General features: G+C 38.4%; 23 protein-coding genes and 1 tRNA gene. 11 read left to right on the forward strand and 13 right to left on the reverse strand.

Translation table 11 applies throughout. The features are described 5' to 3' along the window. Positions 1-74: 74 nt before the first annotated feature. The 5 genes from MQE36_RS12150 (at position 75) to MQE36_RS12170 (ending at position 7751) form a co-directional block, all read left to right on the forward strand. Positions 75-2375 (forward strand): GH92 family glycosyl hydrolase, encoded by a 2301-nt coding sequence (locus tag MQE36_RS12150; protein ID WP_278286661.1) that lies wholly within the window; start codon positions 75-77, stop codon positions 2373-2375. A 9-nt stretch (positions 2376-2384) separates the two neighbouring features. After that, the gene (locus MQE36_RS12155; RefSeq protein WP_242936248.1) at positions 2385-5078 is read left to right on the forward strand and encodes an ROK family protein; all 2694 of its coding nucleotides are present in this window, start codon (positions 2385-2387) and stop codon (positions 5076-5078) included. Further along, on the forward strand, positions 5068-6414 hold the full coding sequence (locus tag MQE36_RS12160; protein WP_242936249.1) for a sugar porter family MFS transporter: 1347 nt from the start codon (positions 5068-5070) through the stop codon (positions 6412-6414). Before MQE36_RS12155 ends, MQE36_RS12160 begins: the two co-directional genes overlap by 11 nt. 676 nt (positions 6415-7090) lie before the next feature. Beyond that, a complete protein-coding gene (locus MQE36_RS12165) occupies positions 7091-7285 on the forward strand; it encodes a hypothetical protein (protein ID WP_242936250.1) in 195 nt (64 codons plus the stop codon). Positions 7286-7337: 52 nt separating this feature from the next. Then, positions 7338-7751, forward strand: a complete 414-nt coding sequence (locus MQE36_RS12170; RefSeq protein ID WP_242936251.1) for a hypothetical protein — start codon at positions 7338-7340, stop codon at positions 7749-7751. A 306-nt stretch (positions 7752-8057) separates the two neighbouring features. Here the strand turns inward: MQE36_RS12170 and MQE36_RS12175 are convergent. Beyond that, positions 8058-8142: transfer RNA gene (locus MQE36_RS12175), tRNA-Ser, on the reverse strand. 166 nt (positions 8143-8308) lie between these two features. Here MQE36_RS12175 and MQE36_RS12180 point away from each other — a divergent pair. Both MQE36_RS12180 and MQE36_RS12185 read left to right on the forward strand, forming a co-directional pair. After that, a complete protein-coding gene (locus tag MQE36_RS12180) occupies positions 8309-9061 on the forward strand; it encodes a sulfite exporter TauE/SafE family protein (RefSeq protein ID WP_242936252.1) in 753 nt (250 codons plus the stop codon). A gap of 114 nt (positions 9062-9175) precedes the next feature. Beyond that, on the forward strand, positions 9176-9808 hold the full coding sequence (locus tag MQE36_RS12185) for an NAD(P)H-dependent oxidoreductase (protein ID WP_242936253.1): 633 nt from the start codon (positions 9176-9178) through the stop codon (positions 9806-9808). 152 nt (positions 9809-9960) lie between these two features. Here the strand turns inward: MQE36_RS12185 and ribB are convergent, their stop codons facing one another. The 11 genes from ribB to MQE36_RS12240 form a co-directional block, all read right to left on the reverse strand. Then, positions 9961-11106: a 3,4-dihydroxy-2-butanone-4-phosphate synthase gene (gene ribB, locus MQE36_RS12190; RefSeq protein WP_242936254.1), complete on the reverse strand. Its 1146-nt coding sequence runs from the start codon at positions 11104-11106 to the stop codon at positions 9961-9963. A gap of 36 nt (positions 11107-11142) precedes the next feature. Continuing rightward, the gene (locus tag MQE36_RS12195; protein WP_278286560.1) at positions 11143-12675 is read right to left on the reverse strand and encodes an LptF/LptG family permease; all 1533 of its coding nucleotides are present in this window, start codon (positions 12673-12675) and stop codon (positions 11143-11145) included. Between the two features lie 124 nt (positions 12676-12799). Continuing rightward, on the reverse strand, positions 12800-13447 hold the full coding sequence (gene lolA1 / locus MQE36_RS12200; RefSeq protein WP_242936255.1) for an outer membrane lipoprotein periplasmic chaperone LolA1: 648 nt from the start codon (positions 13445-13447) through the stop codon (positions 12800-12802). 10 nt (positions 13448-13457) lie between these two features. Beyond that, positions 13458-15896 (reverse strand): DNA translocase FtsK, encoded by a 2439-nt coding sequence (locus MQE36_RS12205; RefSeq protein WP_242936256.1) that lies wholly within the window; start codon positions 15894-15896, stop codon positions 13458-13460. Between the two features lie 53 nt (positions 15897-15949). Continuing rightward, positions 15950-16327: a diacylglycerol kinase gene (locus MQE36_RS12210; protein ID WP_242936257.1), complete on the reverse strand. Its 378-nt coding sequence runs from the start codon at positions 16325-16327 to the stop codon at positions 15950-15952. After that, positions 16327-16827, reverse strand: a complete 501-nt coding sequence (tpx, locus tag MQE36_RS12215; RefSeq protein WP_242936258.1) for a thiol peroxidase — start codon at positions 16825-16827, stop codon at positions 16327-16329. The genes MQE36_RS12210 and tpx overlap by 1 nt, the downstream gene beginning before the upstream one ends. 136 nt (positions 16828-16963) lie before the next feature. Then, positions 16964-17221, reverse strand: a complete 258-nt coding sequence (locus MQE36_RS12220; protein ID WP_242936259.1) for a DUF6952 family protein — start codon at positions 17219-17221, stop codon at positions 16964-16966. After that, positions 17202-17516 carry a thioredoxin family protein gene (locus MQE36_RS12225; RefSeq protein WP_242936260.1) on the reverse strand — a complete coding sequence of 105 codons (315 nt, stop codon included), beginning with the start codon at positions 17514-17516 and terminating at the stop codon, positions 17202-17204. Before MQE36_RS12225 ends, MQE36_RS12220 begins: the two co-directional genes overlap by 20 nt. A 13-nt stretch (positions 17517-17529) precedes the next feature. Next, on the reverse strand, positions 17530-18168 hold the full coding sequence (locus MQE36_RS12230) for a peroxiredoxin (protein WP_242936261.1): 639 nt from the start codon (positions 18166-18168) through the stop codon (positions 17530-17532). A 137-nt stretch (positions 18169-18305) separates the two neighbouring features. After that, positions 18306-19817, reverse strand: a complete 1512-nt coding sequence (nhaC, locus tag MQE36_RS12235; protein WP_242936262.1) for a Na+/H+ antiporter NhaC — start codon at positions 19815-19817, stop codon at positions 18306-18308. A 109-nt stretch (positions 19818-19926) separates the two neighbouring features. After that, positions 19927-21126 (reverse strand): aminotransferase class I/II-fold pyridoxal phosphate-dependent enzyme, encoded by a 1200-nt coding sequence (locus MQE36_RS12240; RefSeq protein ID WP_242936263.1) that lies wholly within the window; start codon positions 21124-21126, stop codon positions 19927-19929. 153 nt (positions 21127-21279) lie between these two features. Here MQE36_RS12240 and MQE36_RS12245 point away from each other — a divergent pair, with 153 nt between their 5' ends. The 4 genes from MQE36_RS12245 to MQE36_RS12260 all read left to right on the forward strand — a co-directional run bounded on the left by MQE36_RS12245 (position 21280) and on the right by MQE36_RS12260 (position 24430). Next, positions 21280-21735 carry an Lrp/AsnC family transcriptional regulator gene (locus MQE36_RS12245; RefSeq protein WP_242936264.1) on the forward strand — a complete coding sequence of 152 codons (456 nt, stop codon included), beginning with the start codon at positions 21280-21282 and terminating at the stop codon, positions 21733-21735. 103 nt (positions 21736-21838) lie between these two features. Further along, positions 21839-22717, forward strand: a complete 879-nt coding sequence (locus MQE36_RS12250) for a pirin family protein (RefSeq protein WP_242936265.1) — start codon at positions 21839-21841, stop codon at positions 22715-22717. 24 nt (positions 22718-22741) lie between these two features. Beyond that, positions 22742-23641 (forward strand): pirin family protein, encoded by a 900-nt coding sequence (locus tag MQE36_RS12255; protein ID WP_242936266.1) that lies wholly within the window; start codon positions 22742-22744, stop codon positions 23639-23641. A gap of 78 nt (positions 23642-23719) precedes the next feature. Beyond that, positions 23720-24430 carry a pirin family protein gene (locus MQE36_RS12260; protein WP_242936267.1) on the forward strand — a complete coding sequence of 237 codons (711 nt, stop codon included), beginning with the start codon at positions 23720-23722 and terminating at the stop codon, positions 24428-24430. 352 nt (positions 24431-24782) lie between these two features. Here MQE36_RS12260 and MQE36_RS12265 read toward each other — a convergent pair whose 3' ends face one another. Then, positions 24783-26957, reverse strand: a complete 2175-nt coding sequence (locus MQE36_RS12265) for a S46 family peptidase (RefSeq protein WP_242936268.1) — start codon at positions 26955-26957, stop codon at positions 24783-24785. Positions 26958-26986: the final 29 nt, after the last annotated feature.

Raw genomic sequence — 26986 nt, forward strand, 5'->3', positions numbered from 1 at the left:
TTATGCACAGCTTTTTAAAATCATTTTCACAACGCTAATTTGTTTAGACATTTAAACATATAAAACACCTTTTAATCAACCACAATACGATGAGAATTTTAATATTGATACTTCATGTTTTCCTTTTTATAAATATAAGCTTTGGTCAATTCACCAAAACGCCTTCAGAGTACGTTGATGTATTTATGGGAACTTCCAATTCAAGATGGATGTTAGGGCCTTATGCAACCGTACCGTTCGGAATGATACAGTTGGGTCCGGACAACCAGGGCAACCAATGGATGGGTGGTTATGAATATGCAATAAACAGTGTTTCTGGGTTTAGCCATATACATGCCTGGACCATGGCTGGGTTACGCATGATGCCTACAACTGCAGACCTGGTAATAGAAGATCGTCCGGTTGATGCACCTTATAAAGGAGCCAATGCCGGATATCATTCCCGGATATTGAAAGAAAGTGAAAAAGGTTCGCCCGGGTATTATTCGGTATACCTGTATGATCATGACGTGAAAGCTGAAATAACGGCCACTACCCGTTGTGGTTTCCAGAAATATACCTTTCCAGAGAAAAAAGAATCCCGGATACTGATTGACCTGTTGATACCTTCGGAATACGGAATGAAAATAAATGATGCCAGGATTACCAAAGTCAGTAATACGGAAATAGAAGGCTATGCAGATTGTGTAAGCTCGTGGTGGAACAATTACAAACTGCATTTTGTGCTGCAGTTTAGTAAACCGTTTAAAATAATGAATGGCTGGAACGAGGGGAAAGAGCAAGACGATATTACTGAAATAACAGGAAAGAACGATATTGGAGCCTATGTGATCTATGAAACAGAGAAAGATGAAGAAATATTGGTGAGATCAGGAATATCGATGGTGAATATAGACCAGGCCAGGTTAAACCTGGAAACGGAGATCACCATTCCTTTCGGATGGGACTTTAATGCCGTTGTTAATAATGCTCAGGAAGCATGGAACAAAATCCTGAAACGTATAAACGTAGCAGGCGGCACTGAAGAAGACAAAATAAAATTTTACACGAATCTTTACAGAGCCTATGCGGCAAAACAAACATGGAACGATGTGAACGGAAAGTATATGGATCCTTGCGAAAACGAGCAAGAGTCCGCTAAAGGCGTAGCTATGTATGGCGGTGATGCCTTTTGGAACTCGTTCTGGAACCTTAATGGTTTGTGGTCGCTGGTTACTCCCGATATTACTAAAAACTGGGTAAATACACAGCTGGAATTATATGAGAAGACAGGATGGACGGGGAAAGGACCTACCGGATTGGAATACTCAGGAATTATGGAGGGATCACATGAGATGGCCCTGATGTTGAGCGCCTATCAGAAAGGGATTTATACTGAAGACCCCGGGAAACTGTATGAGGCCATGAAGAAAAATGTGACCGTTAGCGGCATTAACCACGAATGTGGCGGACATGCAGGGAATCCGGGCTTGGATAATTATATAAAATACGGATATATGCCTATGGATAAGGGAGTTACCAATAAAACCCTCGACTATGCTTTTGATGACTGGTGTGTAGCTCAGATGGCCAAGGCCGCAGGCTATAGAAAAGACTATAAATACTTTATAAAACGTTCCGAAAATTATAAAAATTCATTTCATCCTGAATATAGATTTATAGTTCCCAAAGATAGTAAGGGAAAATGGAAGGAAAATTTTAGTGCTTTCGATAACTATAGCTTCATTGAGGGGAATAGCTGGCAATATTCATTGTATGTACCGCATGATATCCCGGGGGTAATAGATTTAATAGGAAAAGATCTGTTCAATCAAAGGCTGGAAGAAGGGTTTAAAAAATCAAAAGAACACAAATATGCAGCCCACGCACTGGACAGAACCGGAGGAAGAAAATCAGAGTATTACATCAATCATGGTAATCAGGTAAATATGCAGGCCGCGTGGTTGTTCAATTATTCCGGGAAACCATGGCTGACGCAAAAATATACCCGAGATATTATGGAAACTTATTACGGGTCGACTCCCTACCACGGTTGGGAAGGCGATGAGGATGAAGGACAGATGGGAGCTTGGTTTGTAATGAGTTCGATGGGGTTATTTGAGATGAATGGAGGAGGGGATGCAGATCCTGTGCTTGATATCAGTAGTCCGCTGTTTGACAAGATTGTCATAAAACTTGATGAGAATTATTATCCGGGAAATGAATTTGTAATTGAGACTCTAAACAATTCCAAAAAAAATATTTATATCCAATCTGCGACACTCAATGACAGGGCGTTAAGGTCTTGCCGGATAAAATATAAAGACTTGGTTAAAGGAGGTAAATTGGTCTTGATAATGGGAGACAGGCCCAACATAAACTGGGGGAAGCACTAAAACATAAGAATGGCTGAAACAAAAAAGAAATATGCAATTGGTGTAGATATAGGAGGATCCCATATTGCAACTGCCGTGGTAGATATTCAAAACAGGAAGGTTATTCCGGAAACTAAAATCCACGTGCCTCTTGATTCAGGCCAGAATGCCGGTAGCATACTTGAAATTTGGGTTAGGACCATAAAGGAGAGTGTGCAAAGAGCAGGTAATTTACCTGTTTGGGGTATTGGCTTTTCTATCCCGGGGCCGGCTGATTATCAACAGGGAATTTTAAAGATAAAAGGATGTAATAAGTATGAAAGCCTGTTTGGCATTGATATAAAAACACTTTTAGCAACAAAACTAAAGGATTGTCTGATCGATCCTGATAACATAGTATTCATTAATGACGCCAGCGGGTTTTTATTGGGAGAAGTATGGTCGGAAGGTCTGGAAGACGATAACATAGTAGCCATTACTCTGGGAACAGGTATAGGTTCGGGATTTATGCAGAATGGATCTATTGTTTCTGATGCTGAGAACATTCCTGAGTATGGAGAGATCTATAATCTGCCTTATAGGGCACGTACGGCTGAAGACTGGATATCGACCCAATGGTTCTTAAGCAGATATGAAGAAATATTTAAGGCCGGTGTCCAGAACGTAAAACAAATAGCCGAAGCGGCCGCCTATGATGAAAGGGCGCAATTCATATTTGAAGAATTCGGAATGAACCTGGGGAGTTTATTATTTCCCGTACTTGAGAAGTTTGATGCCGATTTGCTAATACTAGGAGGTAATATAACAAAAGGGTATTCCTTGTTTAAGGATACATTCGAGAAAGCATTTAATGATGCCCCCCCTAAAATACATTTTGCTAGAGAAACTGAAAATGCCGCAATACTTGGGGCGGTTAAAAATTTGATAATCATGGATGAAACTAATGTAAAAAGAAGAGAAACCGAACAAATTTTAATGCCGGTAAGGCAATCCGAAAAGGTGCAGGAAGGGTATAATATATTTCCTTCTTTTGAAATTGAAAAAGGAGTCATAGTACAAGGCTTTGATACTTTAGCTCGAGAGATCTCAAAGTATAAAAAAGTGTGTATAGAGGGGTATGTGGGTGTAGATTGGGATTTTTTTATCGGGAATCTATCGAAAGCACTCCATGCTCTCGAAGTTGAGAACATAGCCTGTTCGGTTTTTTCGGCCTATAAAAATGAATCCGAAATAGAAGAAATGATATCCCCTTTTTTAGGAGGCGATGATCCAGTTTTTGGACGTTTGTTTGAGGGAGAACTGGAAAGTTTTATCGATGTTGATAAACTCAGTTCCATAAAAGCTGATGACAATTGTCTCTCAATTATATACGGACCGGGAGCTTCTTTAGGTAATTGGGATGCCAAACTGATTTATATAGATATCCCTAAAAATGAGATTCAATACAGGTCGAGAGCAGGTTGGGTAACAAATCTGGGAGTTCAGAATCCAATACCTCCAAAGCCACAGTATAAAAGAATGTTCTTTGTAGACTGGCCGGTTTTGAACAAGCATAAAAAAGACCTTTTAAAGGATATAGATTATATTATTGACGGTCAATATCTAAATGATATTTCATGGTGTAGCGGAGATACTTTCAGGTTGTCTTTGAATCAAATGTCTAAAAACGCATTTAGGGCTAGACCATGGTTTGAACCGGGTGTATGGGGAGGTGACTGGATTAAAAAAAATATAGCAGGACTTTCTCAGGATGTTGTAAATTATGCCTGGTCTTTTGAGCTGATAGTACCGGAAAACGGAATTGTGTTTTCATACAAAGGAGTAAACCTCGAAGTGTCTTTCGACTTTCTGATGTTTAATGACAATAAGGCCATTCTTGGTGATGCGGCAAAGACCTTTGGAACAGATTTTCCTATCAGGTTTGATTTTTTAGATACATTTAACGGCGACAAGCTCTCCTTGCAATGTCATCCTTCTCCTAATTTTATAACGGAGCAGTTCGGCGAAAGGTTTACTCAGGATGAGACCTATTATATACTGGATGCAGAACCTGATGCGAAAGTATATTTAGGTTTTCACGAAAATATAGATGAGGATGAGTTTCATAGAGCATTGAACAAGAGTCACAACGATTGTACGCCAATGGATGTTGAAAGCTTTGTGCAGGTACATCCGGCTAAAAAACACGATCTGTTCCTCATCCCACACGGTACGGTACATTGTTCCGGGGAAAACAATTTGGTGCTGGAAATAAGCAGTACCCCTTATATTTATACTTTTAAAATGTACGATTGGATGCGTATGGATTTAAACGGACACCCCAGGCCATTGAATATAGAGAGAGGTATGGCCAATCTGAATTTTGATTGTAAAGGAGATGTGGTAAAAGAAGAGTATATTTCGAAACAAACTGTAGTAGAAGAAAATGAAGACTCGAAAGTAATCCGTTTGAGTACACATCCACAGCATTTTTATGAAGTTTACAGAATGGAATTTAAGAACCGGATTCATGTAACCGGAAATAATCAGTGCCATGTGTTGAGTTTGGTTGAAGGAAATTCTATAGAAGTCATAACGGGAGATAGAAAAATGATTGTCAAGTATGCGGAAACTTTTGTAATCCCGGCTGAATCCGGCTCGTATAGGATTAACAATCTGGGACCAGGGATGGCCAAGGTTGTTAAATCGTATGTTAAACCAGAAGTATGTAATCATGAATTTTAAAATTGTATTTATTGCATTTGCGGCTGCACTGGCCGGATTTTTGTTTGGGTTTGACACTGCAGTGATTTCAGGCACAGTTGAATTGGTTAAGGAACAATTTAACCTTTCTGACGCCGGAATAGGCTGGTATGTTAGCTGTGCATTGGTAGGTGCTATTTCCGGTGTGGTATTTTCAGGTTACCTGAGTGATAAATACGGCCGTAAATTTATGTTGATGCTATCCGGGGCCCTGTTTTTAATCTCAGCTCTGGGATGTACAGTTTCAGGGTCTTTTACAGAGCTGGTACTTTATCGGTTAATAGGAGGTGTTGCCTTTGGGGTTGCATCTATGGTTTCGCCATTATACATCAGTGAAATTTCTCCGGCTCATATGCGAGGAAAATTGGTGTCGGTCTATCAGCTGGCTATTACACTTGGAATCCTTATAGCCTATTTTAGTAATTACTGGACGTCTCTCGCTCATGAAAGAGGACAGGATTCCGGTTTTTTTCTGGCAAAACTTCTATATGGGGAACAATATTGGAGAGGCATGTTCTTTAATGAGGTATTTCCGGTGATTTTATTTTTAGGGTGCTTACTCTTTATCCCTAAAAGTCCGAGATGGTTGATGGTAAAAAACAGGATAGATGCCGCCAGACAGATCATAGATGCATATCAAATAGAATATCAACAACAGAAAACGGAGGTTAAAGAAGAAAAAACAGGTTTTTTTAAACTGGTAAAAGGAATTTACCGGCGTCCGATGCTTATAGCCATATTCTTGATGGTTTTCTCCCAGATATGTGGTATTAATGCAATTATTTATTACGGTCCCAGTATTTTGAATGAAGCCGGATTTACCCTGGGAGATGCCCTGGGAGGGCAGGTAACAATAGGTTTTGTGAATGTTGTTTTTACGTTTGTTGCAATCTATACCATAGACAGGTGGGGCCGAAAACCTCTTTTGAGGTTCGGTGCAACAGGTGTTATTTTGTCATTGTTGCTGATTAGTCTCATGTTCTTTCTGGGAGACAGCTATGCTAATTATGTTATAGTAGGAATACTGCTATATATTGCGTGTTATGCTTTTTCTCTGGGACCGGTTCAGTTTGTGATCGCATCTGAAGTATTTCCGACAAATATCAGGGGCAGGGCGCTGACTATAAGTACATTGTTTTTATGGGGAACAAATGCCATAGTTGGACAGACTTTTCCAATGATATTATCGGAGTTAAAAGCTCCGCTTACTTTTTTGCTTTTTGGGGTAATCTGTATGCCGGCTATATGGATTATTAAAAAATATATTCCGGAAACAAAAGGAAAAACCCTGGAAGAAATAGAAAATTCATGGAAATAAAGGATTTTAAGAAAGATCAATATTAAAAGAGGCCGTCTAAGAATATTAGGCGGCCTCTTTTTTAGCGTTTTCAAGGGCTTCCATTTGCTTTAAAAATTGGTGACACCGAACTAGCCCTGCTACATTATGGAAATTACGCGATGTTCGTTCATCTAATAAGCCGCTTTATTCTTTTGCAGTTCTTAGAACTTCTTAGACAAGAGATCTTTTAACATTTGATGAAACTGTCATTCTGCATGTCGGTTTAATGGTTTATAGCTTAAAAATTCAAACCCTCTTGCTTTTATTGAGGTTTCAAGGGAATGTTAGTAAAGAATGTTTAGACGTAATGACTCTCCTTCTAAACTTTATTAATTATGGGCTGTCCTTACTTTTTGTGTGGTTTTGTCGAATGTTAGTGAGTTTGTAAAATTATATTTTAGCTTCTCAAATTTCAATGAAATGGAAAGGAATATTATCATAGTTTAACTAAGGAAATTTTAAAATGTTATTAATAAATTAATCTGATTTGTTAAAAACATTTACTATAAAAAAGATATTTCTATTTAAGGAAAAGAAAACCCTATGGTTTATAAATCATAGGGTTAGAACAATACCTTTTCGCGAAAGGAAGCCAAAGTTCTGATGGCTATATAACGTTCAGAACAAATATAATTATTTGTTAAAATTAATTGAAATGAAAAAGTTAAGTTTAGATACCCTAAGGTTGAATTTTAAATACAAATTGCAACCAGAACAGTTGAAAAATGTCTTAGGTGGAGACTATAATGAAGGTGGATTTAAATGTTATTCTAATGGACATCCGGTTGGTAATGCTGAGAATGCAGCTGGTTGTGCTGCGTTTGTTTGGCATGTGATTAACATCAAATAAATTAGATACGGTTTTTAAATTATCAAATACGTTAAAATTAAAACTCATAAACATGAAAGTGGTTTTATTTTCTATAGTGATGACTATTATATGCTTAAATACTGAAATTTACGGACAGACTCTTCAGAATTCGTCCTATAATATTTATGTTTTAGTTGACTCAGATAAATCAGTTACGATAAATGATTTTGAAAATGTTAAAAGATCATTGATTAGTAAAAAGGTTAAAGACATAACTTCTGGTCTAAAATTTAACGTCGACAAAAATGTTGTTTTTAAAATATATGGACATGAAAGTCTTAATTTAGGTGATATCTCCGATGTACAGGACTTATTATTAAAGGGATATACTGCCGAATGTGAAAGATATTTATTGTTAGAAAATGAAAAGATTAATTTCTTGGATGAGCCAAAATGGTATGAAAACCTTAAAGAACTTAAGGTTTTAAGATTAGAGAATAATTAGCTTGAAAGAATATATCAGTATTAAAGATTAATTAATAGTTAAAAATACTTGGATGAAGTTTAGTTAATTAAAATTTTAATAATTCAAGTGCAGCCTATATCAAATCTATAATCAACATATATTTCCTGAGACAGCAAGAACAAAAAAATGTAGAATTCTTCCTTTATAGATTAACTACAATTTTTGCATAAACACAACAATTGGGTAGGATCCATATTTTTTGATATTAAATGAAAGTGTATAAAATGAAAAATCCCATAAACACTAATGTTTTATGGGATTTTGTTGAGTTTGTATTGCTCCTCGCGGAGAAAGAGGGATTCGAACCCCCGGAGGTGTGACCCTCAACAGTTTTCAAGACTGCCGCATTCGACCACTCTGCCATTTCTCCTTTGCGGTTGCAAATATAGAAACCTTTTTTATATCTGAAAAACAAAAAACAACCTTTTTTTTAATTCATTTTATAGTGGACTTATTATCAGTTTTATATGCTATTAAAAAAGAGAGATTATCGAACTTTTTATGTAATAGTGTACTTTTGCAACTAAACATTTCAGATGGCACCCATATTAGAAGCAGGCTTGCTTATAGCAATTGGTTTTATAGTAGGTATAATCAATACAATATCCGGCGGAGGATCAACACTGACACTGCCTGTCCTTATTTTTTTAGGCTTAGACGCCGCTACTGCTAACGGAACCAATCGCATAGCTATTTTAACACAGAATATAACTGCTATAGCCGGGTTTAAAAGTAAGGGTGTAAGGGTAAGTAAGATTAGTTGGTGGCTGGGGTTTTCAGCTTTGGCCGGCTCACTGATCGGTGCTAAAATAGCTATTGACATAAGAGATGAAACTTTTAATAGGGTTTTAGCCATAGTGATGCTTTTTATTGTTGGCCTAATGGTGTTTAAGCCTAAACGCAATTTTAATGAATTAGTGGAGCGGCTTACAGGTAAGTATTTCTGGATGTCATTTACAGCTTTTTTCTTTATCGGTATTTATGGCGGATTTATTCAGGCCGGAACAGGTATTTTAATGATGCTGGCACTATCTCTGATAAACAATATGAGCCTGGTTAAAACTAACGTTGTGAAAGCGGTTACCATGCTTATATATACCATAGCAACCCTGTTGGTATTTTGGTATACAGATAACCTGAATTTTAAATATGGGCTTTTAATGGCTATAGGCCAGGCGGCGGGAGGATGGCTTAGCAGTAGATGGTCTGTCGATAAAGGAGATGGTTTTGTAAAATTGTTTTTGATATTAATGGTGATAGTCATGGCCGTAAAACTATGGTTTTTTTGATTATTAGATAATTAAAACTTATTGAAGAGATTTGTTGTTCTGATGAATAACTTCTTATTTTGATCCAGTTACAGGGAAATTTGAACCCCCCGTTTATCTTAAAAATGATGAATAATGAATATTCTAGATAAATTAAAATGGCGTTACGCGGTAAAGAAATTTGATTCAGAAAGAAAATTATCTGATGAAAAATTAAACATATTAAAAGAGGCTTTCAACCTTACAGCGACCTCATATGGTTTACAACCGGTTAAATTACTGATTATAGAGAACAAGCAGCTCAAAGAAGAGCTGGTAACTCATTCATGGAACCAGCGGCAGGTAGCTGATGCCTCTCATCTTTTAGTATTTTGTATACATAGAAACGTCGATGCGTTGTATATAAAGACTTATTTTGAAAGGGTAAAACATGTAAGAAATACTCCCGATGAAATACTCGATCCGTTTCGTAATTATCTTATAGACGATTTTGGAAGTAAAGACCAGCAGGAGGTCGATGATTGGGCTATTAAACAGGCTTATCTTGTTTTAGGTAATTTACTGACCGTTTGTGCAGCAGAACAGATCGATTCTTGCCCGATGGAAGGATTTGTTTCTGAAAAGTATGACGAATTACTTGATTTACCAAAGAAGAATTTGAAATCCGTTTTGGTGATGCCTGTTGGTTACAGAGCAGCAGATGATATGTTTGCCGATTTTAAAAAGGTCCGTAAAGAATTATCGGAAGCTATAGAGGAGATAATTTAGATGAAAGAAGAGGTTTTGTAAAATCAGTATTGCTCATATGTATATATACCGGAACGTCCATTTGAGATTATTAAGTTCGTTCAATACAGTCTCATGAAACACAAAAGAGGCAGCCATCGGCTGCCTCTTTTGTGTTTCAATATATCGATCTATTAATAATTTTTATAGTCCACTATTTCCAGACCGTAACCAATCATTCCCACTCGCTTGGTACGTTCGGAATTGCTCATTAAAACAATTTTGGAAATGTCTATATCATGTAAAATTTGAGCGCCGATTCCAAAATCCTTACTATCCATATTGATCTTCGGAGCCTTCATTTCCCCCTCAGACTGAATTGATTTTAATTCCTTGATGCGTCTTAAGAGGTCTAAAGCTCTTACTTCCTGATTAATAAATAAAATGGCTCCTTTCCCTTCTTCATTGATTTGTTTAAACATGCTATCCAGTTTTTTATCAGCATCATTGGTCAAGGTTCCCAGAATGTCATTGTTAACAAGTGTTGAGTTGATACGTGTAAGGACAGGGTCGCCTAATTTCCAGCTCCCTTTTGTAAGGGCAATATGGATGTGTTTGTTAGTTGTCTGCTGATAAGCTCTTAATCTGAATGTTCCGAAACGTGTATTGATGTCGAAATCTTCTTTTTTGTCTATCAGGCTATCGTGTTGCATCCTGTAAGCAACCAGGTCTTCTATGGAAACCAGTTTTAAATCAAACTTTTTAGCTACTTCCACCAATTCCGGTAAGCGCGCCATGGTTCCGTCATCGTTCATGATCTCACAGATTACGCCTGCAGGTTGAAATCCTGCCAAACGTGCAAAATCTATAGCAGCTTCGGTATGCCCGGTTCTTCTTAAAACGCCCCCTTCTTTAGCCGTTAGAGGAAAAATATGTCCGGGACGGGTTAATACATGAGGCTTGGTTTCTTTATCAACTAATGCCTTGATGGTTTTTGATCTGTCGGAAGCAGAAATACCGGTAGTAACACCATCGCCTTTCAGATCAACAGATATGGTGAAAGCGGTTTCCATGGCATCGGTATTATTATTTACCATGGGTTGTAATTCAAGCTCTCTGCATCTTTTTTCGGTAAGAGGGGCACAAATCAGCCCTCTCCCGTGGGTAGCCATGAAGTTGATCATTTCGGGAGAAACCTTATCAGCGGCAGCAACAAAGTCACCTTCATTTTCCCGGTCTTCATCATCAACGACAATAATCACTTTTCCATTTCTTATATCCTCAATAGCTTCTTCTATTGTATTGAGCTTTATCATATTTTCTGAAACTGTAGTTGCCATAACAAATTTTGTACAAAATTAAGGATAACAGGAATATTAGTTGTTATCTTGTTTAAAGAAGTTTTTTTTGACTTTAATAAAGCCTGATATTTTCTGAAAAAGTTTATTTGAGAATAATCTGTCCATACTCATAACAGCCTTGTCGGCAGTCGCTCTTCGGGTAAATAATACCCCGAGCGGAAGCATGATACTTGTTGCCAGCCACGAGCCTACAAATGGGGGGATACTGCCGTCTTCCGCATAGTTCTTGGCAAATATTCCGATAAAGTGGTATACCAGAAACAGTACAATGGCGATTACCATCGGTAGTCCAATACCGCCTTTTCTGATAATGGCACCTAAAGGAGCACCTACAAAAAATAAGATTACACAACCAAAGGCCAGAGCGAACTTATCGTTCAGAGCAAGGCGGTGAAGCATATAGATTTTGGTTTTGTTATTCAGAAATATTTTTTTGCCTTCAATGGTTGTTACAGTGTTGGAAACATTGTTCAAAGCATATTCGAACAGTTGCACCCTCTTGTAATCATCATACAGGGCAATAATATCCTGGGTAGAGTTAATGACAACAGTATCTTTTTTTATTTCTTCATTTCGTATTTCATCCGTATCTAAACTATCCTTGACCGGATCAGGGACATCAGGTTTGTTTACAAATTTATTCAGATATATAATGCCTGATCTTTTGTAGATGCTCTCTCCGAAATCGGTTATTAACTTCTTATTTTCTTTTTTAAGGGTGTCGATAGTGCTTCGGAGTTCCATAACGGTAAGCATTTTATGGGTGTTAACTCCGTTTTCTTCTTCGAGGTCCTGATTATTCAGTTTTGAAAGGTCTACATTAATGGTGTAGGTTTCAAAATTTGCTTTTGCATGGGGAAGCTTTCTGTCTCTCTTGTTTTTGGACTGGATATCTTCGTAATAATTACCGTCTTTTAATACAAGCTGAAGAATACTGGATTTTTCGCTGCTCAGTAGTTCTCCTTCCTTGGCTTTGATGACTGTGGTATTATCTCCGGAAGCATTAGTTTTATGTATGGTAATGGTTTTCAGTAAGCGGTCATTATCGCCGTACTTGTCATCGACCTTGATATTCATGTTCGAATCGCCGATATCGGAAAAAACCCCTTCTGTAATAGCAAGTGCCGGCTTTACCTGGGCTATATTTCTTCTGAGGTTAAATGATTTGTATTCGGCAGCCGGGATGACGTTGTTTGCAAAGAAAAAGGTACCAATAGCCAACAGGATAATAAAGATTATTAGTGGTCTCATGGCTCTTTGGAGTGAAATTCCAGAAGCTTTCATGGCTGCAAATTCATAATTCTCAGCAAAGGCTCCAAACGTCATAATAGAGGCCAGCAAGACCGTTAATGGCAATACCTGTGGTACCAGATTGGGCATGAAATAGAACAGAAACTTACCAATGATAATAAGATCCAGTCCTTTACCTGCCAGCTCATCAATAAACATCCATATGGTCTGAAAGACAAATATGAACATTAGAATAACGAACGAACTGGTAAAATTGAATAAAAACCTTGCTAAAATATAACGGTCTAGTATTTTCACACGCTTAAACTTACTCGATCATCGAGATTTAAATGGTTATTCTGAAAAAAACAGTTTCATTTAAATAAAGATTCCTGCATATATCAGGTACTGTTACAGTATCTGTAACACGATATAATAATGTTTAGTTCTTTATAATGTAATACCCGTCATCTTCGTATTTGGACTCGTTAAAGGTAAACAAGGATTTCGAAAGAGGCTGGTTTGTTTTAAAAGAATTAACAGTTATGGTTGTTTGTGTACCGTTTTTGCCGGTTTCTATAAGATTGTAGATGTGTTTTGTCTGGGCATCGATACCTAAAAGAATCTGCCTGGTTTCGGCATTGGAATCTATAGGTGTCAGTTTAATGAACTGAATTTGTCGCCCTTTTACATTTTTGGCGACATCCCATGCATACCGGTACCCGTCTCTGTAAAATGTAAGCATTTTAGAAGGAGTGATAGTACCTTCCTCTTCAGCATCCTTATCTTCGATTACGACTTCTTCATTCTCGGGAATCACGGTGTAAACTTTTTTCCCATCAAACATTTTGGTCGCACCAAGATAATTGAAAAGGTATTTGTCGCCGGCTATGGTTACATTTCCTCGTGTTTCCTGGTGGATATTTTCTTTTGTGTTTTCCAGTACATATTTAAAGTCAACATAAATGTTGTCATAGCTTTTTACCTTATTGTATACTTCATCTAATAAAGATTTCGCTTTATCACTATTCTGGGCAAAACCAGTTATCGTAAACATCATTATTGATACAAAAAGCGCAACTTTTTTCATAATTATTTAATTATTGTTTTTTTTCATTTTCTAACAATTCATGCAAAGATACAATATCTGGTATTAACACCTGTCGTGCCTTGCTTCCTTCAAACGGACCTACAATTCCGGCAGCCTCTAGCTGATCAATAAGCCTTCCGGCCCGGTTATATCCTAATTTTAGTTTCCTCTGTAATAAGGATGCCGACCCTTGCTGGGCCGTAACAATAACTTCTGCCGCTTCGTTAAATAGGTTATCGCGTTCGGATATATCTACATCAATACCTGTGCCAGATTCTTCCCCGATATATTCCGGGAGCATAAATGCTTCAGGGTAAGCTCTCTGCGAGCCTATATAATCCGTTATTTTTTCAACTTCAGGGGTGTCTACAAAAGCACATTGCAAGCGAACAATATCATTTCCCTGGGTGTAAAGCATGTCTCCACGTCCGATAAGCTGATCAGCTCCCGGTGAATCCAGAATAGTCCTGGAATCAATCTTCGAAGTAACTCTAAAGGCAACCCTGGCAGGGAAGTTGGCTTTGATGATACCTGTAATAACATTTACGGAAGGGCGTTGCGTAGCAATGATCAGGTGAATACCGATAGCACGAGCCAACTGAGCCAGACGCGCAATAGGTGTTTCGACTTCTTTTCCGGCGGTCATAATCAGGTCGGCAAATTCATCGACAACCAGTACAATGTATGGTAAAAACTTATGCCCGTCATTTGGGTTCAGTTTACGGGCCTTGAATTTGGTATTGTATTCTTTGATGTTACGAACCATTGCATTTTTTAAGAGTTCGTAACGATTGTCCATTTCAATACAAAGTGAATTCAGTGTATTGATAACCTTTGTGTTGTCTGTAATAATAGCGTCCTCGCTGTCTGGTAACTTAGCCAGAAAATGTCGCTCGATCTTATTGAAAAGTGTTAATTCAACTTTCTTAGGATCTACCAATACAAATTTAATTTCTGCCGGATGTTTTTTGTATAGGAGGGAGGTCAGAATAGCATTTAAACCAACCGATTTACCTTGTCCGGTAGCACCCGCCATCAATAAATGGGGCATTTTGGCAAGGTCGACCACAAACGTTTCATTGCTTATGGTTTTACCAAAGGCTATCGGGAGTTCCATTTCTGCTTTTTGAAACCTTGAGGAAGCAATAACGGAGCGCATCGATACTATAGAAGGGTTTTTATTAGGGACTTCGATACCTATAGTCCCTTTTCCGGGTATCGGCGCTATGATCCTGATGCCTAAAGCAGCCAGCGATAAAGCGATATCATCTTCCAGGTTCTTGATTTTAGAAATCCGAACACCTGCTGAAGGAACAATCTCATATAACGTAACCGTAGGCCCGATGGTGGCTTTTATTTGGGAGATTTCGATTTTATAGTCCTTAAGGGTACGTACAATAGTGTTTTTATTTTCCTCCAGTTCTTCCTGGTTGATAGTGATGCCGGTATTACCGCCATGATCTTTCAGGAGCTCCAGGGTAGGGAACTTGTAGTGATTTAATTCTAGTTTAGGGTCAAATTCTCCAAAATCTTTTACAAGGCGTTCAGAGAGAATGTCGGTTTCTTCTTTTTCTTCCTCAATCTTCTCTACCTGTATTTGGAGGTGACTGTTATCACTTTCTGCTTCTTGTTCAATTTTAACCTCAGCGGTAACAGTTTCTTGCTCTTCTTTAGCCAGTTTCACTTCAAAAGAGTCTTCAATAATAACATCCGGTACGTCTGTTGCTACCGGAGGCGTAATATTTTGACTATTAAAATTACCATTGTCTATATTACGGATCTCATGCTTTACAGTTTCTTGTCTCTCTTCTGTTACAGGAGCATTTTTTTTAGAATTCAATTCAAAAGCCAGTTCTTTTTTCACAGACTTAAAGAAATTAAAAACTTTTTCCGGTGTAGCTCCCCATCTTAATACGGTATAAGTAACAAAGGTAAAAGTGAGAAGTAGTACAATCCCCAGTTTGCCTATGTATGATTGTAGAAAGTCATTGAGTTCATACCCCATCACCCCGCCTAACAAAGGTTCTTTTTCGGCAAAAAAACCGAAGAGTATTGAAAACCATAAAATGGTCAGGATTCCCCAAAACCAGCGGTTGTATAGATTTTTCTTTTCCAGATTCAGGAAAAAATGTCCGCCCGTGATAAACATAAGAACAGGAATGGCTACTGAAGAAATTCCAAACCCTTTGTAAATAAACAAATGACCAATAGATGCTCCAAATTTACTGAGCCAGTTCTTTGCTTCTGCATTTCTGTTGGCAAATTCAGAAAGGATACTCTGGTCTTGTTGCCATGTAAAGAAGTAGGAAATAAAAGCCATGAGGAATGCAATACTTAAAAGCATCAACAGGCTGCCAAAAATGATTTTTTGCTTTTTTGAGAATGTAAATCCGGATATTTTTTTAGTGGAAGCGGTATTATTTTTAGTTTTCTTCTTTTCTCTGGCCATTAGCTAAGTTAGGTTTGTAACAAAAATACAAATTACAAACGTACCGATTCCATTTATATTTTTAAAATTATTTTGGGCAGGTAGATGATAAGTCCCACTATAACGGCTGCAATAGCCACCATAAAGACAGCACCGGCAGCAATATCTTTTATAAACCCGATTTTTCTGTGGTGATCCGGATGCACAAAATCAGCCATTTTTTCTATAGCCGTATTAAGGCCCTCAACTCCTAATATTAATCCGATGGTAAGTATCTGGATGATCCATTCTGTTGAAGAAATATTAAAGACAAATCCTGCTATGGTAACTATGATGGTTATAGCAGCTTGTATTTGTACGCTCGATTCCGTTTTAACTAAAAGATACGCCCCTTTAAAGGCGTATCCTATACTTTTTATTCTGTTTTTAAGAAACGATTCTGTATTCTTCATTATGAAACAGCTTCCAGGGCAGAAGTATAATTAGGTTCGTCTACTGTTTCGGCAACCTGCTCGGTATAAGCTACTTTTCCTGATTCGTCTATGACGACAACAGCACGACTTAAGAGGTTTTGTAGAGGTCCGTCGGTGAACTCCAGCCCGTAATCTTTTCCGAATTGTCCGGTTTTAAAGTCAGATAATGAGACTACATTGTCGAGGCCTTCCGCTCCACAAAACCGGGCCATAGCGAATGGAAGATCGCGGGAAATACAGAGAACAACTGTGTCTGGGTGTTCAGATGCTTTTTTGTTAAACTGCCTTACACTTGCTGCACATGTGCCTGTATCTACAGACGGGAAGATGTTCAGGATTACTTTTTTGCCTTTATAATCGTTTAGGGAAACCGTTTCAAGGCTGGTATTGGTAAGTTGAAAACCAGGAGCCTGAGAGCCCTTCTCCGGCAGATTTCCATTGGTATTGATCGGATTTCCTTTTAATGTTACTTGAGCCATGATTCAATATTTATAGTGAGTTATAAAGGTAGAAATTAAAGCTAAAGAAAATAAACTTTCTGTCAAGAAAAATCCCCGTATGTTATACACTCGGGGATTTTTCATTTTTCATAGCAATTCTTCCTTAATGAAGGGATTATTTGTCAATAGACCCAAGTACACGTTGCATAAATGTATTCAGAGCCTCTTTTTGAGATAAGCCTTCCTTTTTCATTTTATTGACCTCAATGGCACCGTACATATTTGAAATGAGCTCTCCGATGACATCGAGCTCGTCATCTTTTAATGAAGGAACCTCAGTAATAGACTCCAGAGTTTCAATGGCCTCAATTACAAAATCCTCATCGTTTTCTTCAATAAAAGTTGTAAGGTGTTTAATTATTGGCAGCTTCATCTACAAAGGCTTTTAATACGTCAGTTTTATTTGTTTGTACCTGATTTACCAGTTCCCCGCCTTTAAAGGCAGCAAACGTAGGTAAGTTATCTACTTTAGCCAGTTTTCTTGATTCCGGAAACTTTTCAGCGTCCACAACGACAAACGTAGCATTTTCGTGTTCTTGCGAAAACTTCTTAAACTTGGGTTTCATAATACGGCAGTTACCGCACCATCCGGCAGAATACTGCACCAATACGTTTTCGTTTTCAGTAACTATTTCCTGCAAGTTGTCTTGCGATAATTCCTGTATCATGATCTCTTATTTTTTAATTTAAGCTTAAATAATCAGCGACACCTTTTCTGTCTGCAGTCATGGCAGTTTTACCTTCTTCCCAGTTAGCAGGACATACTTCACCGTTTTTCTGAACGTGTGCGTATGCATCGATCAATCTCAGGTATTCGTTTACATTTCTACCAAGTGGCATATGGTTAATGCTTTCGTGGAATACGGTACCTTCCTCATCGATAAGGTAGGTAGCTCTGTATGTTACATTGTCTCCTTCGTACAGGTAAGTGTTTGTTTCTTCGTCGAAAGTTTCGTTAGAAAGGTCTAATATTCCAAGGATGTTGGCAAGGTTGCGGTTACTGTCGGCAAGCAGCGGATATGTAACACCTTCAATACCTCCGTTATCTTTTTCGGTGTTCAGCCATGCAAAGTGAACTTCAGCAGTGTCGCAAGATGCACCTATAACAATAGTGTCTCTCTTTTCAAATTCGCTTAAGGCTGCCTGGAATGCATGTAATTCTGTAGGACAAACAAAAGTGAAATCTTTTGGATACCAGAAAAGCAATACTTTTTTATTATTTTTCTTAGCTTCTTCTAATACGTTTAGTTTAAAAGTATCTCCCATTTCGTTCATTGCGTTTACTGCAATATTTGGGAATTTTTTACCTACAAATGCCATATTCTTGTTGTTTTTATGGGTTAATAATTCGTAGGCAAAATTAAAAAGGTTTTCAATACAGAAAACCTTTTTGAATTGTATTCGTTTATTTAATTATAAGTTTTGTATATGGGTATTGAAAACCAGATAGTTTGAAATTATGAAAGTATGTCTTCAAGCCTGGCTTCTTTTTGTCCCGATAATTGGCGTATCTTAATATTTAATGCTGCATAGAGTAATGTCATGAACGGACTGAGGTAATTAAAGAAGGCGTAACCGGCAAAAGCAAAAGTATCAACCCCTAAAACTTTACTATGGTATGCCCCACAGGTATTCCATGGAATAAGAACCGAAGTTACCGTACCGGAGTCTTCAAGGGTTCTGCTTAAATTCTCAGGAGCCAGCCCTTTATCTTTATAAGCCTTGGCAAACATCTTTCCGGGCACGACAATTGCCAGGTATTGGTCTGAAGCCGTAGCATTTAATGCCAGACAAGAAGTAACAGTGCTTGCAAATAAACCAAATGTGGTGTTAAACAGCTTTAATAGAGCTTCCGTTATTCTGCTTAATGCACCAATGGCTTCCATGACACCTCCAAATACCATAGCGCATACGATAAGCCAAATGGTTCCCAGCATTCCAGCCATCCCGCCGGCCGAAAAGAGGTCATTCAGATCGGGATTGGTAGTTTCAATGGCTGTATCTATCGTCATGGAATTCATGATCCCGACATAGGCACTTTTAAATGAAAGGGTATTACTTCCTCCTATATTAGCAACAATATCAGGTTGGAAGATTATAGCAAAAACCCCTCCTAAGATTGTCCCGACCAGCAAAGCTATTAAAGGTTGGGTTTTTCTGATGATCATAAAGATGACCAGGACCGGAACCAAAAATAACCAGGGGGAAATATTAAAAGACGCTTCTATAGAATTCAAAATACCGGCTGTGTCAGGAGCCCCCGAAGTATCAATAGTGAATCCAAGGATGATAAAAAGTATAAGGGTAATAACAATAGTAGGTACGGTAGTTAGCGACATATAGCGGATATGAGTAAACAAGTCGGTGCCGGCCATGGCAGGAGCCAGGTTCGTGGTGTCACTTAATGGAGACATTTTATCTCCGAAATAAGCACCTGATAAAACCGCCCCGGCTGTCATTCCCAGTGAAATACCCAGCGCATCACCAATACCGATCAGTGCAATACCCACAGTAGCAGAAGTAGTCCAGCTACTTCCGGTTGCAATAGAAATAATAGCACAGATAACAACACAAGCAGCTAAGAAGATGGTCGGGTTCAGAATCTGTAAACCGTAATATATCATAGATGGGATAATTCCGCTTATAAGCCAGGTTCCGGAAAGTGCCCCTACAAAAAGCAGGATAAGGATAGCACCGGTGGTAGATTTTACATTCTGTGCCACTTCTTCGATCATGGCGTCGTATGATACCTTGTTAAAAAAACCTACGATAGCAGCAACAGCACCCCCCATAAGGAGAATGAATTGATTAGACCCACTCAGGGCATCGTCTCCGTAAATAAAAACATTATAGGCTAACATTCCGATTAAGGCAAAGACGGGAATCAAGGCTTCCCATATGTTTAGTTCTCTGTTTGTTATAATTTGTTCATCCTGAGGTGACTGAGGCTTTATGTCTTTGCTTTCCATTTATATTTCAGAGTTATAAGGCTGTAATTATACAATAATATTTATTGTTCTGCAAATACAAAAAAGCCCGAAGAAATCTTCAGGCTCATCGTTTTTAGTGTGTGTTAAACTATAAAATATTCAGCTCTTGCATGCACGCTTTCATGAGCGAATACGTTCTTTTAATATCATTATCCAGTCCGATGGAAAACCTGATCAAGCCGTCGGTTAATCCCATTTCTGTTTGTTCTTCTTCAGGAATTTCGGAAGAGGTAGAGGTGCCCGGAGCACTGAACAATGTTTTGTAAAATCCTAGACTTACTGCCAGGTAACCAAGGTTTCTCTCTTGCATGAGTTCCATGAGTTCGTTGGCCTTTTCCAGCGAACCTACATCTATGGTTACCATCCCTCCGTAACCATATTCATCATTCAACTGCTTTTTCATTAATTCATGACCTGGATGCGATGGCAAACCGGGGTAACAGACCTTAAGTCCGTCCTTTTCAAATTGCGCTGCCAGATAATGAGCATTTTCACTATGTTTCTTTATGCGTATATGGAGCGTTCGCATGTTTTTCAGGATAGATGCACCGCGTAAGCTATCCATAGTACTTCCTAATAGCATGCCTGCGCCGTCATTTACATCCTTCAGACTCAGGCAGAATTCAGCAGATCCACAAACAACCCCGCCTACACAATCGCTACTGCCGTTTATAAATTTTGTCAGGCTGTGTATAACAACATCAGCACCGAGTTTTGCCGGAGCTATACTCAATGGAGAAAAGGTGTTATCAACAACCAGGGGAATGTTATGCTTCCTGGCAATTTTAGACAAGCCTTCAATATCAGCTACTTCTAATAAAGGATTACTGATAGCTTCACAGTAAAGTATTTTCGTATCAGGAGTAATGGCTGCTTCTACCGTCTCCAGTTTGGTAATATCAACAAAAGAGGTATTAATATTCAGTTTCGGTAAAAAATTCTTCATAAATGCATAGGTACCACCATAAATAGTTCTGCTGGACACTATATGATGACCCGTGCCGCAAAGTTGTAAAATAACCGAGGTAATGGCCCCCATTCCACTGGCTGTAACATTCGCTGTTCCGGTACCTTCCATAGCAGCTAAAGCTTCTCCCAGATACAAGTTAGAAGGAGAGGAGTGCCTGGAATATAAATAACACCCTTCTGTATTTCCTTCAAAGGTATCAAACATGGTTTTCGCCGATAAGAATGTATATGTCGACGAATCGGAAATAGAAGGGTTGACTCCGCCAAATTCGCCGAAATACTGTAAATCCTGAATTTTATCTGCCGGGTTATATTTCATAGTTGATTAATTTTTATCAAAATGAATAATTATTAGTTGTAAAATCAACTTGTTTTGGTTATTTATGAAAATAAATCTATTATTTTTACATATATCAGATTAATAATCATATTTTTATTGATGAAGCAGATTCAGGATTAAAATATTTCAGATATGTTGGATACGACAGATAAAAAACTATTAACATTGCTACAAACAGATGCTAAGAAAACCAATAAGGAACTATCTAATATCCTGGGGCTTTCAGTAACTGCCGTTTATGAACGCATCAGGAAGTTGGAACGTAATGGGGTTATAGACCGGTATGTGGCTCTGGTAAACAGGGATAAGGTACGAAAGGGGTTTTCAGTATTTTGCCATATCAAGCTGGCGCAGCACTCCAGAGATTATATTCGTGTGTTTGAGGCAAAGGTAACCAAACTCAAAGAAGTGTTAGAGTGTTATCATGTTAGTGGAGACTATGACTACATCCTGAAAATAGTAGTAGACGACATGGACACCTATCGTGAGTTTATGATCAATAAGCTGACAACAATTGAACATATTGGGAGTACACATAGTGTTTTTACCATAGGAGAGGTTAAGAATACCACGATTGTAGAAGTCTAGGCGGTAAACACATCCTCAGTTCGGATAATTCTTCTTACCATACATCAATGCACAGCATTTCTGTCGCTGCTACTTTTACACTGTAATAAAAAGGAGGTATAAAATGAAAACAAAAAAAGTAGAATTGGTAGTAGCCCCGCCTGCTCCACACTTTGTGGGAGATGGTTTCAGAGTTCATAACTTCATACCGGGAGGATATCATTTAGACATGCAACGAATGGATCCTTTTATCATGTTCGATTATAACTCAAAGTTTTATTTTCCGCCAACCGATCGGCCTAAAGGAGTGGGCGTACATCCCCATCGCGGATTTGAAACCGTTACTATAGCCTATAAAGGTAAAGTAGCGCATCACGACAGTACCGGAAACAGCGGAGTCATAGGTGAGGGAGATGTACAATGGATGACTGCCGCTTCCGGAGTATTACACAAGGAATATCATGAAGAGAATTTCAGTAAAGAGGGAGGTGATTTCCAGATGGTACAACTATGGATTAATTTACCGGCAAAATATAAAATGTCCGATCCGAAATACCAGGGGATTACCAACAGACAAATGGGGCGTTATACCCTTGAAAATAATCAGGGTAGTGTAGAGGTGATTGCCGGAGCGTATCGGGATGTTAAAGGCCCTGCATCAACATTTACTCCAATACATATGTATAACCTCACCTTAAATGAGGAAGGGAAAGCGCTATTTAGTTTCCCTGCTCATTATAATACAGCCTTACTGGTTTTAGAGGGAAGTATTCTGGTAAATGGTGAAGAAAAAGCAGGAACGGACAGGTTTGTATTGTTTGAAAATAAAGGAGAGGACTTTACTGTTGAAGCTTTTAATAGTGCTAAGGTATTAATGCTAAGTGGAGAGCCGATCAAAGAACCTATAGCCGCCCACGGACCGTTTGTTATGAATTACAAAGCCGAGTTGTTGCAAGCGTTTGAGGACTATAATATGGGCAAATTTGGTTATCTTGAAGATTGATATTAACAATACAAAATTTATAAGATGTCAAATATTCAGTTGATTATAGAAGAACGTGCTGCCGATATCGGAAACTTTTTGGTAGGCAGGTTATTGCCCTTCAGAAAAAAGCGCATGGTAGGCCCCTTTATTTTTATAGATCATATGGGGCCTGCCATTCTTAAAGAGTATCAGAATATCGATGTGGGGCCACATCCGCATATTGGATTATCAACCTTAACATATTTGTTTGAAGGAAGTATGATGCACAGGGATAGTCTGGGTACTGAAATCGAAATACTCCCCGGAGCTGTAAATTGGATGACATCCGGCAAGGGAATTGTGCATTCAGAACGGACACCGGAATATTTGAGAACGTCTGAGAAGCATATGCACGGGTTGCAGATTTGGGTAGCCTTACCCAAGGAACTCGAATTTATGGAGCCAACATTTACCCATATAGAAAAAGAAGATTTGCCTTTCTGGGAAAAAGACGGCGTACAGTATAAATTGATAGCCGGAAAAGCCTTCGGAAAAGTATCACCGGTACCGGTTCATAGCGAACTTTATTTTATTGAAATAAAAAACGATAAAGATGCTAAAGTTAATATAGGTGAACACCTGTATGGCGAAAGTGCGCTCTACATATTGGAAGGAGCAGTAGCCAGTGATGGAAATGTATACGAGCCAAAACAAATAATGGTTGCCAAAGACGCTACGCTTTGTGAGTTTGAAATAAAGGCAAACACAACGGTCTATGTTTTTGGAGGAAATCCTTTTCCGGAAGAACGACATATTTACTGGAATTTTGTGGCTACAGATAAGAAAACCATCGAAAGGGCCAAGAGCGATTGGAATGCAAAACGCTTTCCGACAATTCCCAATGATCAAGGAGCACTTGTACCATTGCCCCCGGAAAGAAAAGAAGGACTGAAACGTAAATAATTAAAAAGAGGTTTTTAATGAGACCGATATAGTTAAAATAACCGTTGGAGGTTACATGCGACAAAAAATAATAAACAGATGAAAACAGTATTGCATAAAAGCGGAACAAGAGGACACGCCAGTCATGGCTGGTTAGATAGTTACCACACCTTTAGTTTTGCAAATTACCACAACCCAGAAAGAGTACATTTCGGGGCATTAAGAGTTTTAAACGATGATACCGTTTCCGGAGGAATGGGATTTGGCACCCATCCTCACGAAAATATGGAAATAGTGTCCATTCCTTTGGCAGGAGCGCTGGAGCATAAAGACAGTATGGGCAACCTGGGGGTTATAAACAAAGGAGATATCCAGGTAATGAGTGCAGGAACAGGCGTCTATCACAGCGAATACAATAAGAATAAAGATGAAGAAGTAAAATTTCTTCAGATATGGGTATTCCCTAATAAAAGAGGGGTAGAACCGAGGTATGATCAAATGACCTTGAAAGAAGAAGACAGGCATAATACATTACAAGAAGTTATCTCACCGGGATTCGATACGGGTTTATGGCTACATCAGGAAGCCTGGTTTTATCTAGGCAAATTAGATAAAGGGAATTCTCAAACCTATCGGCTGAAAAAGGATACCAATGGAGTATATGTATTTGTATTGGAAGGAGAAATAACAGCAGGAGATCAGATACTTGGCAAAAGGGACGGATATGGCATCTGGGAAACAGATGAGTTTGAAATAAACGTAAGCGAAAATACTGAAGTCCTTCTGATGGAAGTACCGATGGAAATATAGCCTGGGTAGTATCGGCGATCAAGATGTTTGATAAAAGCCCCCTTTACGGTTTTTAAAATGAAGAACGTCTTGGAAGCGTCGGGAGTTGCGCTTTTCGGTGTTGATAAGTGATACAAAAACAAAAGAGGGTGTCTGAAAAGTTATTTTTAAACTGGATGTCAGGTTGCGCTTTTCGGCCATTGCTCAGGATAAACTAAAGTCGAACCCCGTAGATAAGCAACTGTTATTAGTTTTCGATAGCTACACTATGTACTTTTAATGAAGATATACTTTCATTTCAGTAATGCCCGGACTGACAATGCTTATCTCTTTTCAGACACCCTCTTTTGCCTCTGATATAAAGTGAATTTTTCTATTTACGGACTTTGGAACGTTTTGTTTTTTTTCCTTTTTTAGGATGTACCAAAGTCATTTCACCGATCAGGTTATCAGCACCGGCATATTTATCTATGATGAATAATACATAGCGGATGTCAACCATAATGTTTCTGCAGATTGCAGGATCATAGTATATGTCACTCATTGTACCTTCCCATACACGGTCGAAATTCAACCCTATAAGATTACCGTTAGCATCTATGGCTGGACTTCCTGAATTACCGCCGGTGGTATGGTTGGTGCCGATAAAATTTACCGGAAGTTTGCCATTGTCTGCATAATCGCCATAATCTTTATTATTGTAGAGTTCTATAAGCTTTTCAGGAACATCAAATTCATAATCCTCAGGAACATACTTTTCCATAACGCCCTCCAGATAAGTTACAGGCTCGTAAGAAACAGCATCTTTAGGATCATATCCTTTTACTTTTCCGTATGTAACACGGAGAGTGCTGTTCGCATCCGGAAATATTCGGGCATCTTTAGGGCTTAACTCCAGTAATGCCTTCATATAATCACGCTGTAGTGCCTGGATCTGTAAATCTAATTGATAGTAAGTGGGTTCAACTTTGGTATGATATGTCTTTGCAATATCATAAGCTAAGGTATAGCCGGGATCTTTACTCAGTTTTTCTAAAACTTCGTTAGCATCACCTTCCAGCAAGCTTTTTAGCTTTTCCAGGCTCGTTAGGGCAGATTCCGTATATATTTTAGAAGTTACTGCTTCTACGTCAATATTTTTCAATGATTCAGGTAAGAATTCTTCAGGGATTCCTGAAGCGTATATATCAATCAGTTTTTCAAATACCTTCTCATCTACATTTTTATTATAATTTTTATAAGTAGATGTCAGTCGGGGTAGTATATTATCCTTTCTGGCCATGAACGATTGTTCCCCCTTATTTTTATAAGCTAATTCAAGTTGAACTAGCTGATAACCGATCGTAAGGAGTTCTACATTTCTGTTGGCGATTTCAAAAAAGTAATCCCTGCTAAGGGCATAAGGGGCTATTTCCTTATAGTATTTATCAAATTCAGGTAAGATATGGCCGTATTCATTTGATTTACCTGCTTTTTTAACGCTTTCAATAAAAGCTTTTTCCTGTGCTTTTTTAATAGCAATGGCATTCGATTTTTTGAGTCCCTGACTTTCACCGATCCATTTTTTCCAGTAATTGGCAATACGTGCATATTTAGAAGCATATTGTATTTTAATTTGCTGATCACTACGCATAAACTCATCCTGAACCTTTAAGGCGGCATCTCTGATAGCTATTTTAGCCGGATTAAGCTCTTCGACAATCTGTTCGACAGCTACAGCAGGTAAATATTCCTGGGTACGTCCCGGAAAACCAAAAACAAGGGTGAAATCATCTTCTGAGACACCATCAAGTGATATCGGTAAATAATGTTTTGGCGTATAAGGAACGTTATCTTTTGAGTATTCGGCCGGTCGGTTGTTTTTATCAGCATAAATTCTGAAAAGAGAAAAATCTCCTGTATGTCTTGGCCAAACCCAGTTATCGGTATCTGAGCCAAACTTACCTATAGAAGACGGAGGTGTGCCCACTAAACGAATATCTTTAAAGGTCTCAACGACAAACAACATATATTGATTTCCTTCGTAAAAAGTTTTAATCCTGTTTTCCTGCCAGCTTTCTTTCGGATATGTTTTTGAAAGACTACTGATATTAGCTTGAATTTTTTGTTGTTTCGCTTCTTCTGAAGCAAGTGTATGTGTACCTTCTAAAACCTGTTGTGTAACATCGTCTATTTTAACGATAAAAGTCACCGATACCCCGGGGTTAGGTAGTTCTTCATCGAAACTACGTGCCCAGAACCCATCGGTCAGATAATCATTTTCCAAAGTAGAGTGCGATTGGATCATGCCATAACCGCAGTGATGATTTGTAAGAAGAAGTCCTTTCGGAGATATTACCTCCGATGTACATCCGCCGTTAAAATGGGGGACTGCGTCTTTAAGACTGGAGTTGTTTACATCGTAAATGTCTTTCGCCGACATTTGCATTCCCAGTTCTTTCATTTCTTTTTCATTCATCCCTTCTAAAAGCGAAGGGATCCACATGCCGCCTTGTTGGGCAAACAATGGAAAAGCTGCCAGTAAAAACAGTAGTTTTATATACTTCATAGTATGTGTTTTTTAAAGTTCCGCAATAT

It is taken from the genome of Zhouia spongiae (assembly GCF_022760175.1).
In the GTDB taxonomy this organism is placed as follows: domain Bacteria; phylum Bacteroidota; class Bacteroidia; order Flavobacteriales; family Flavobacteriaceae; genus Zhouia; species Zhouia spongiae.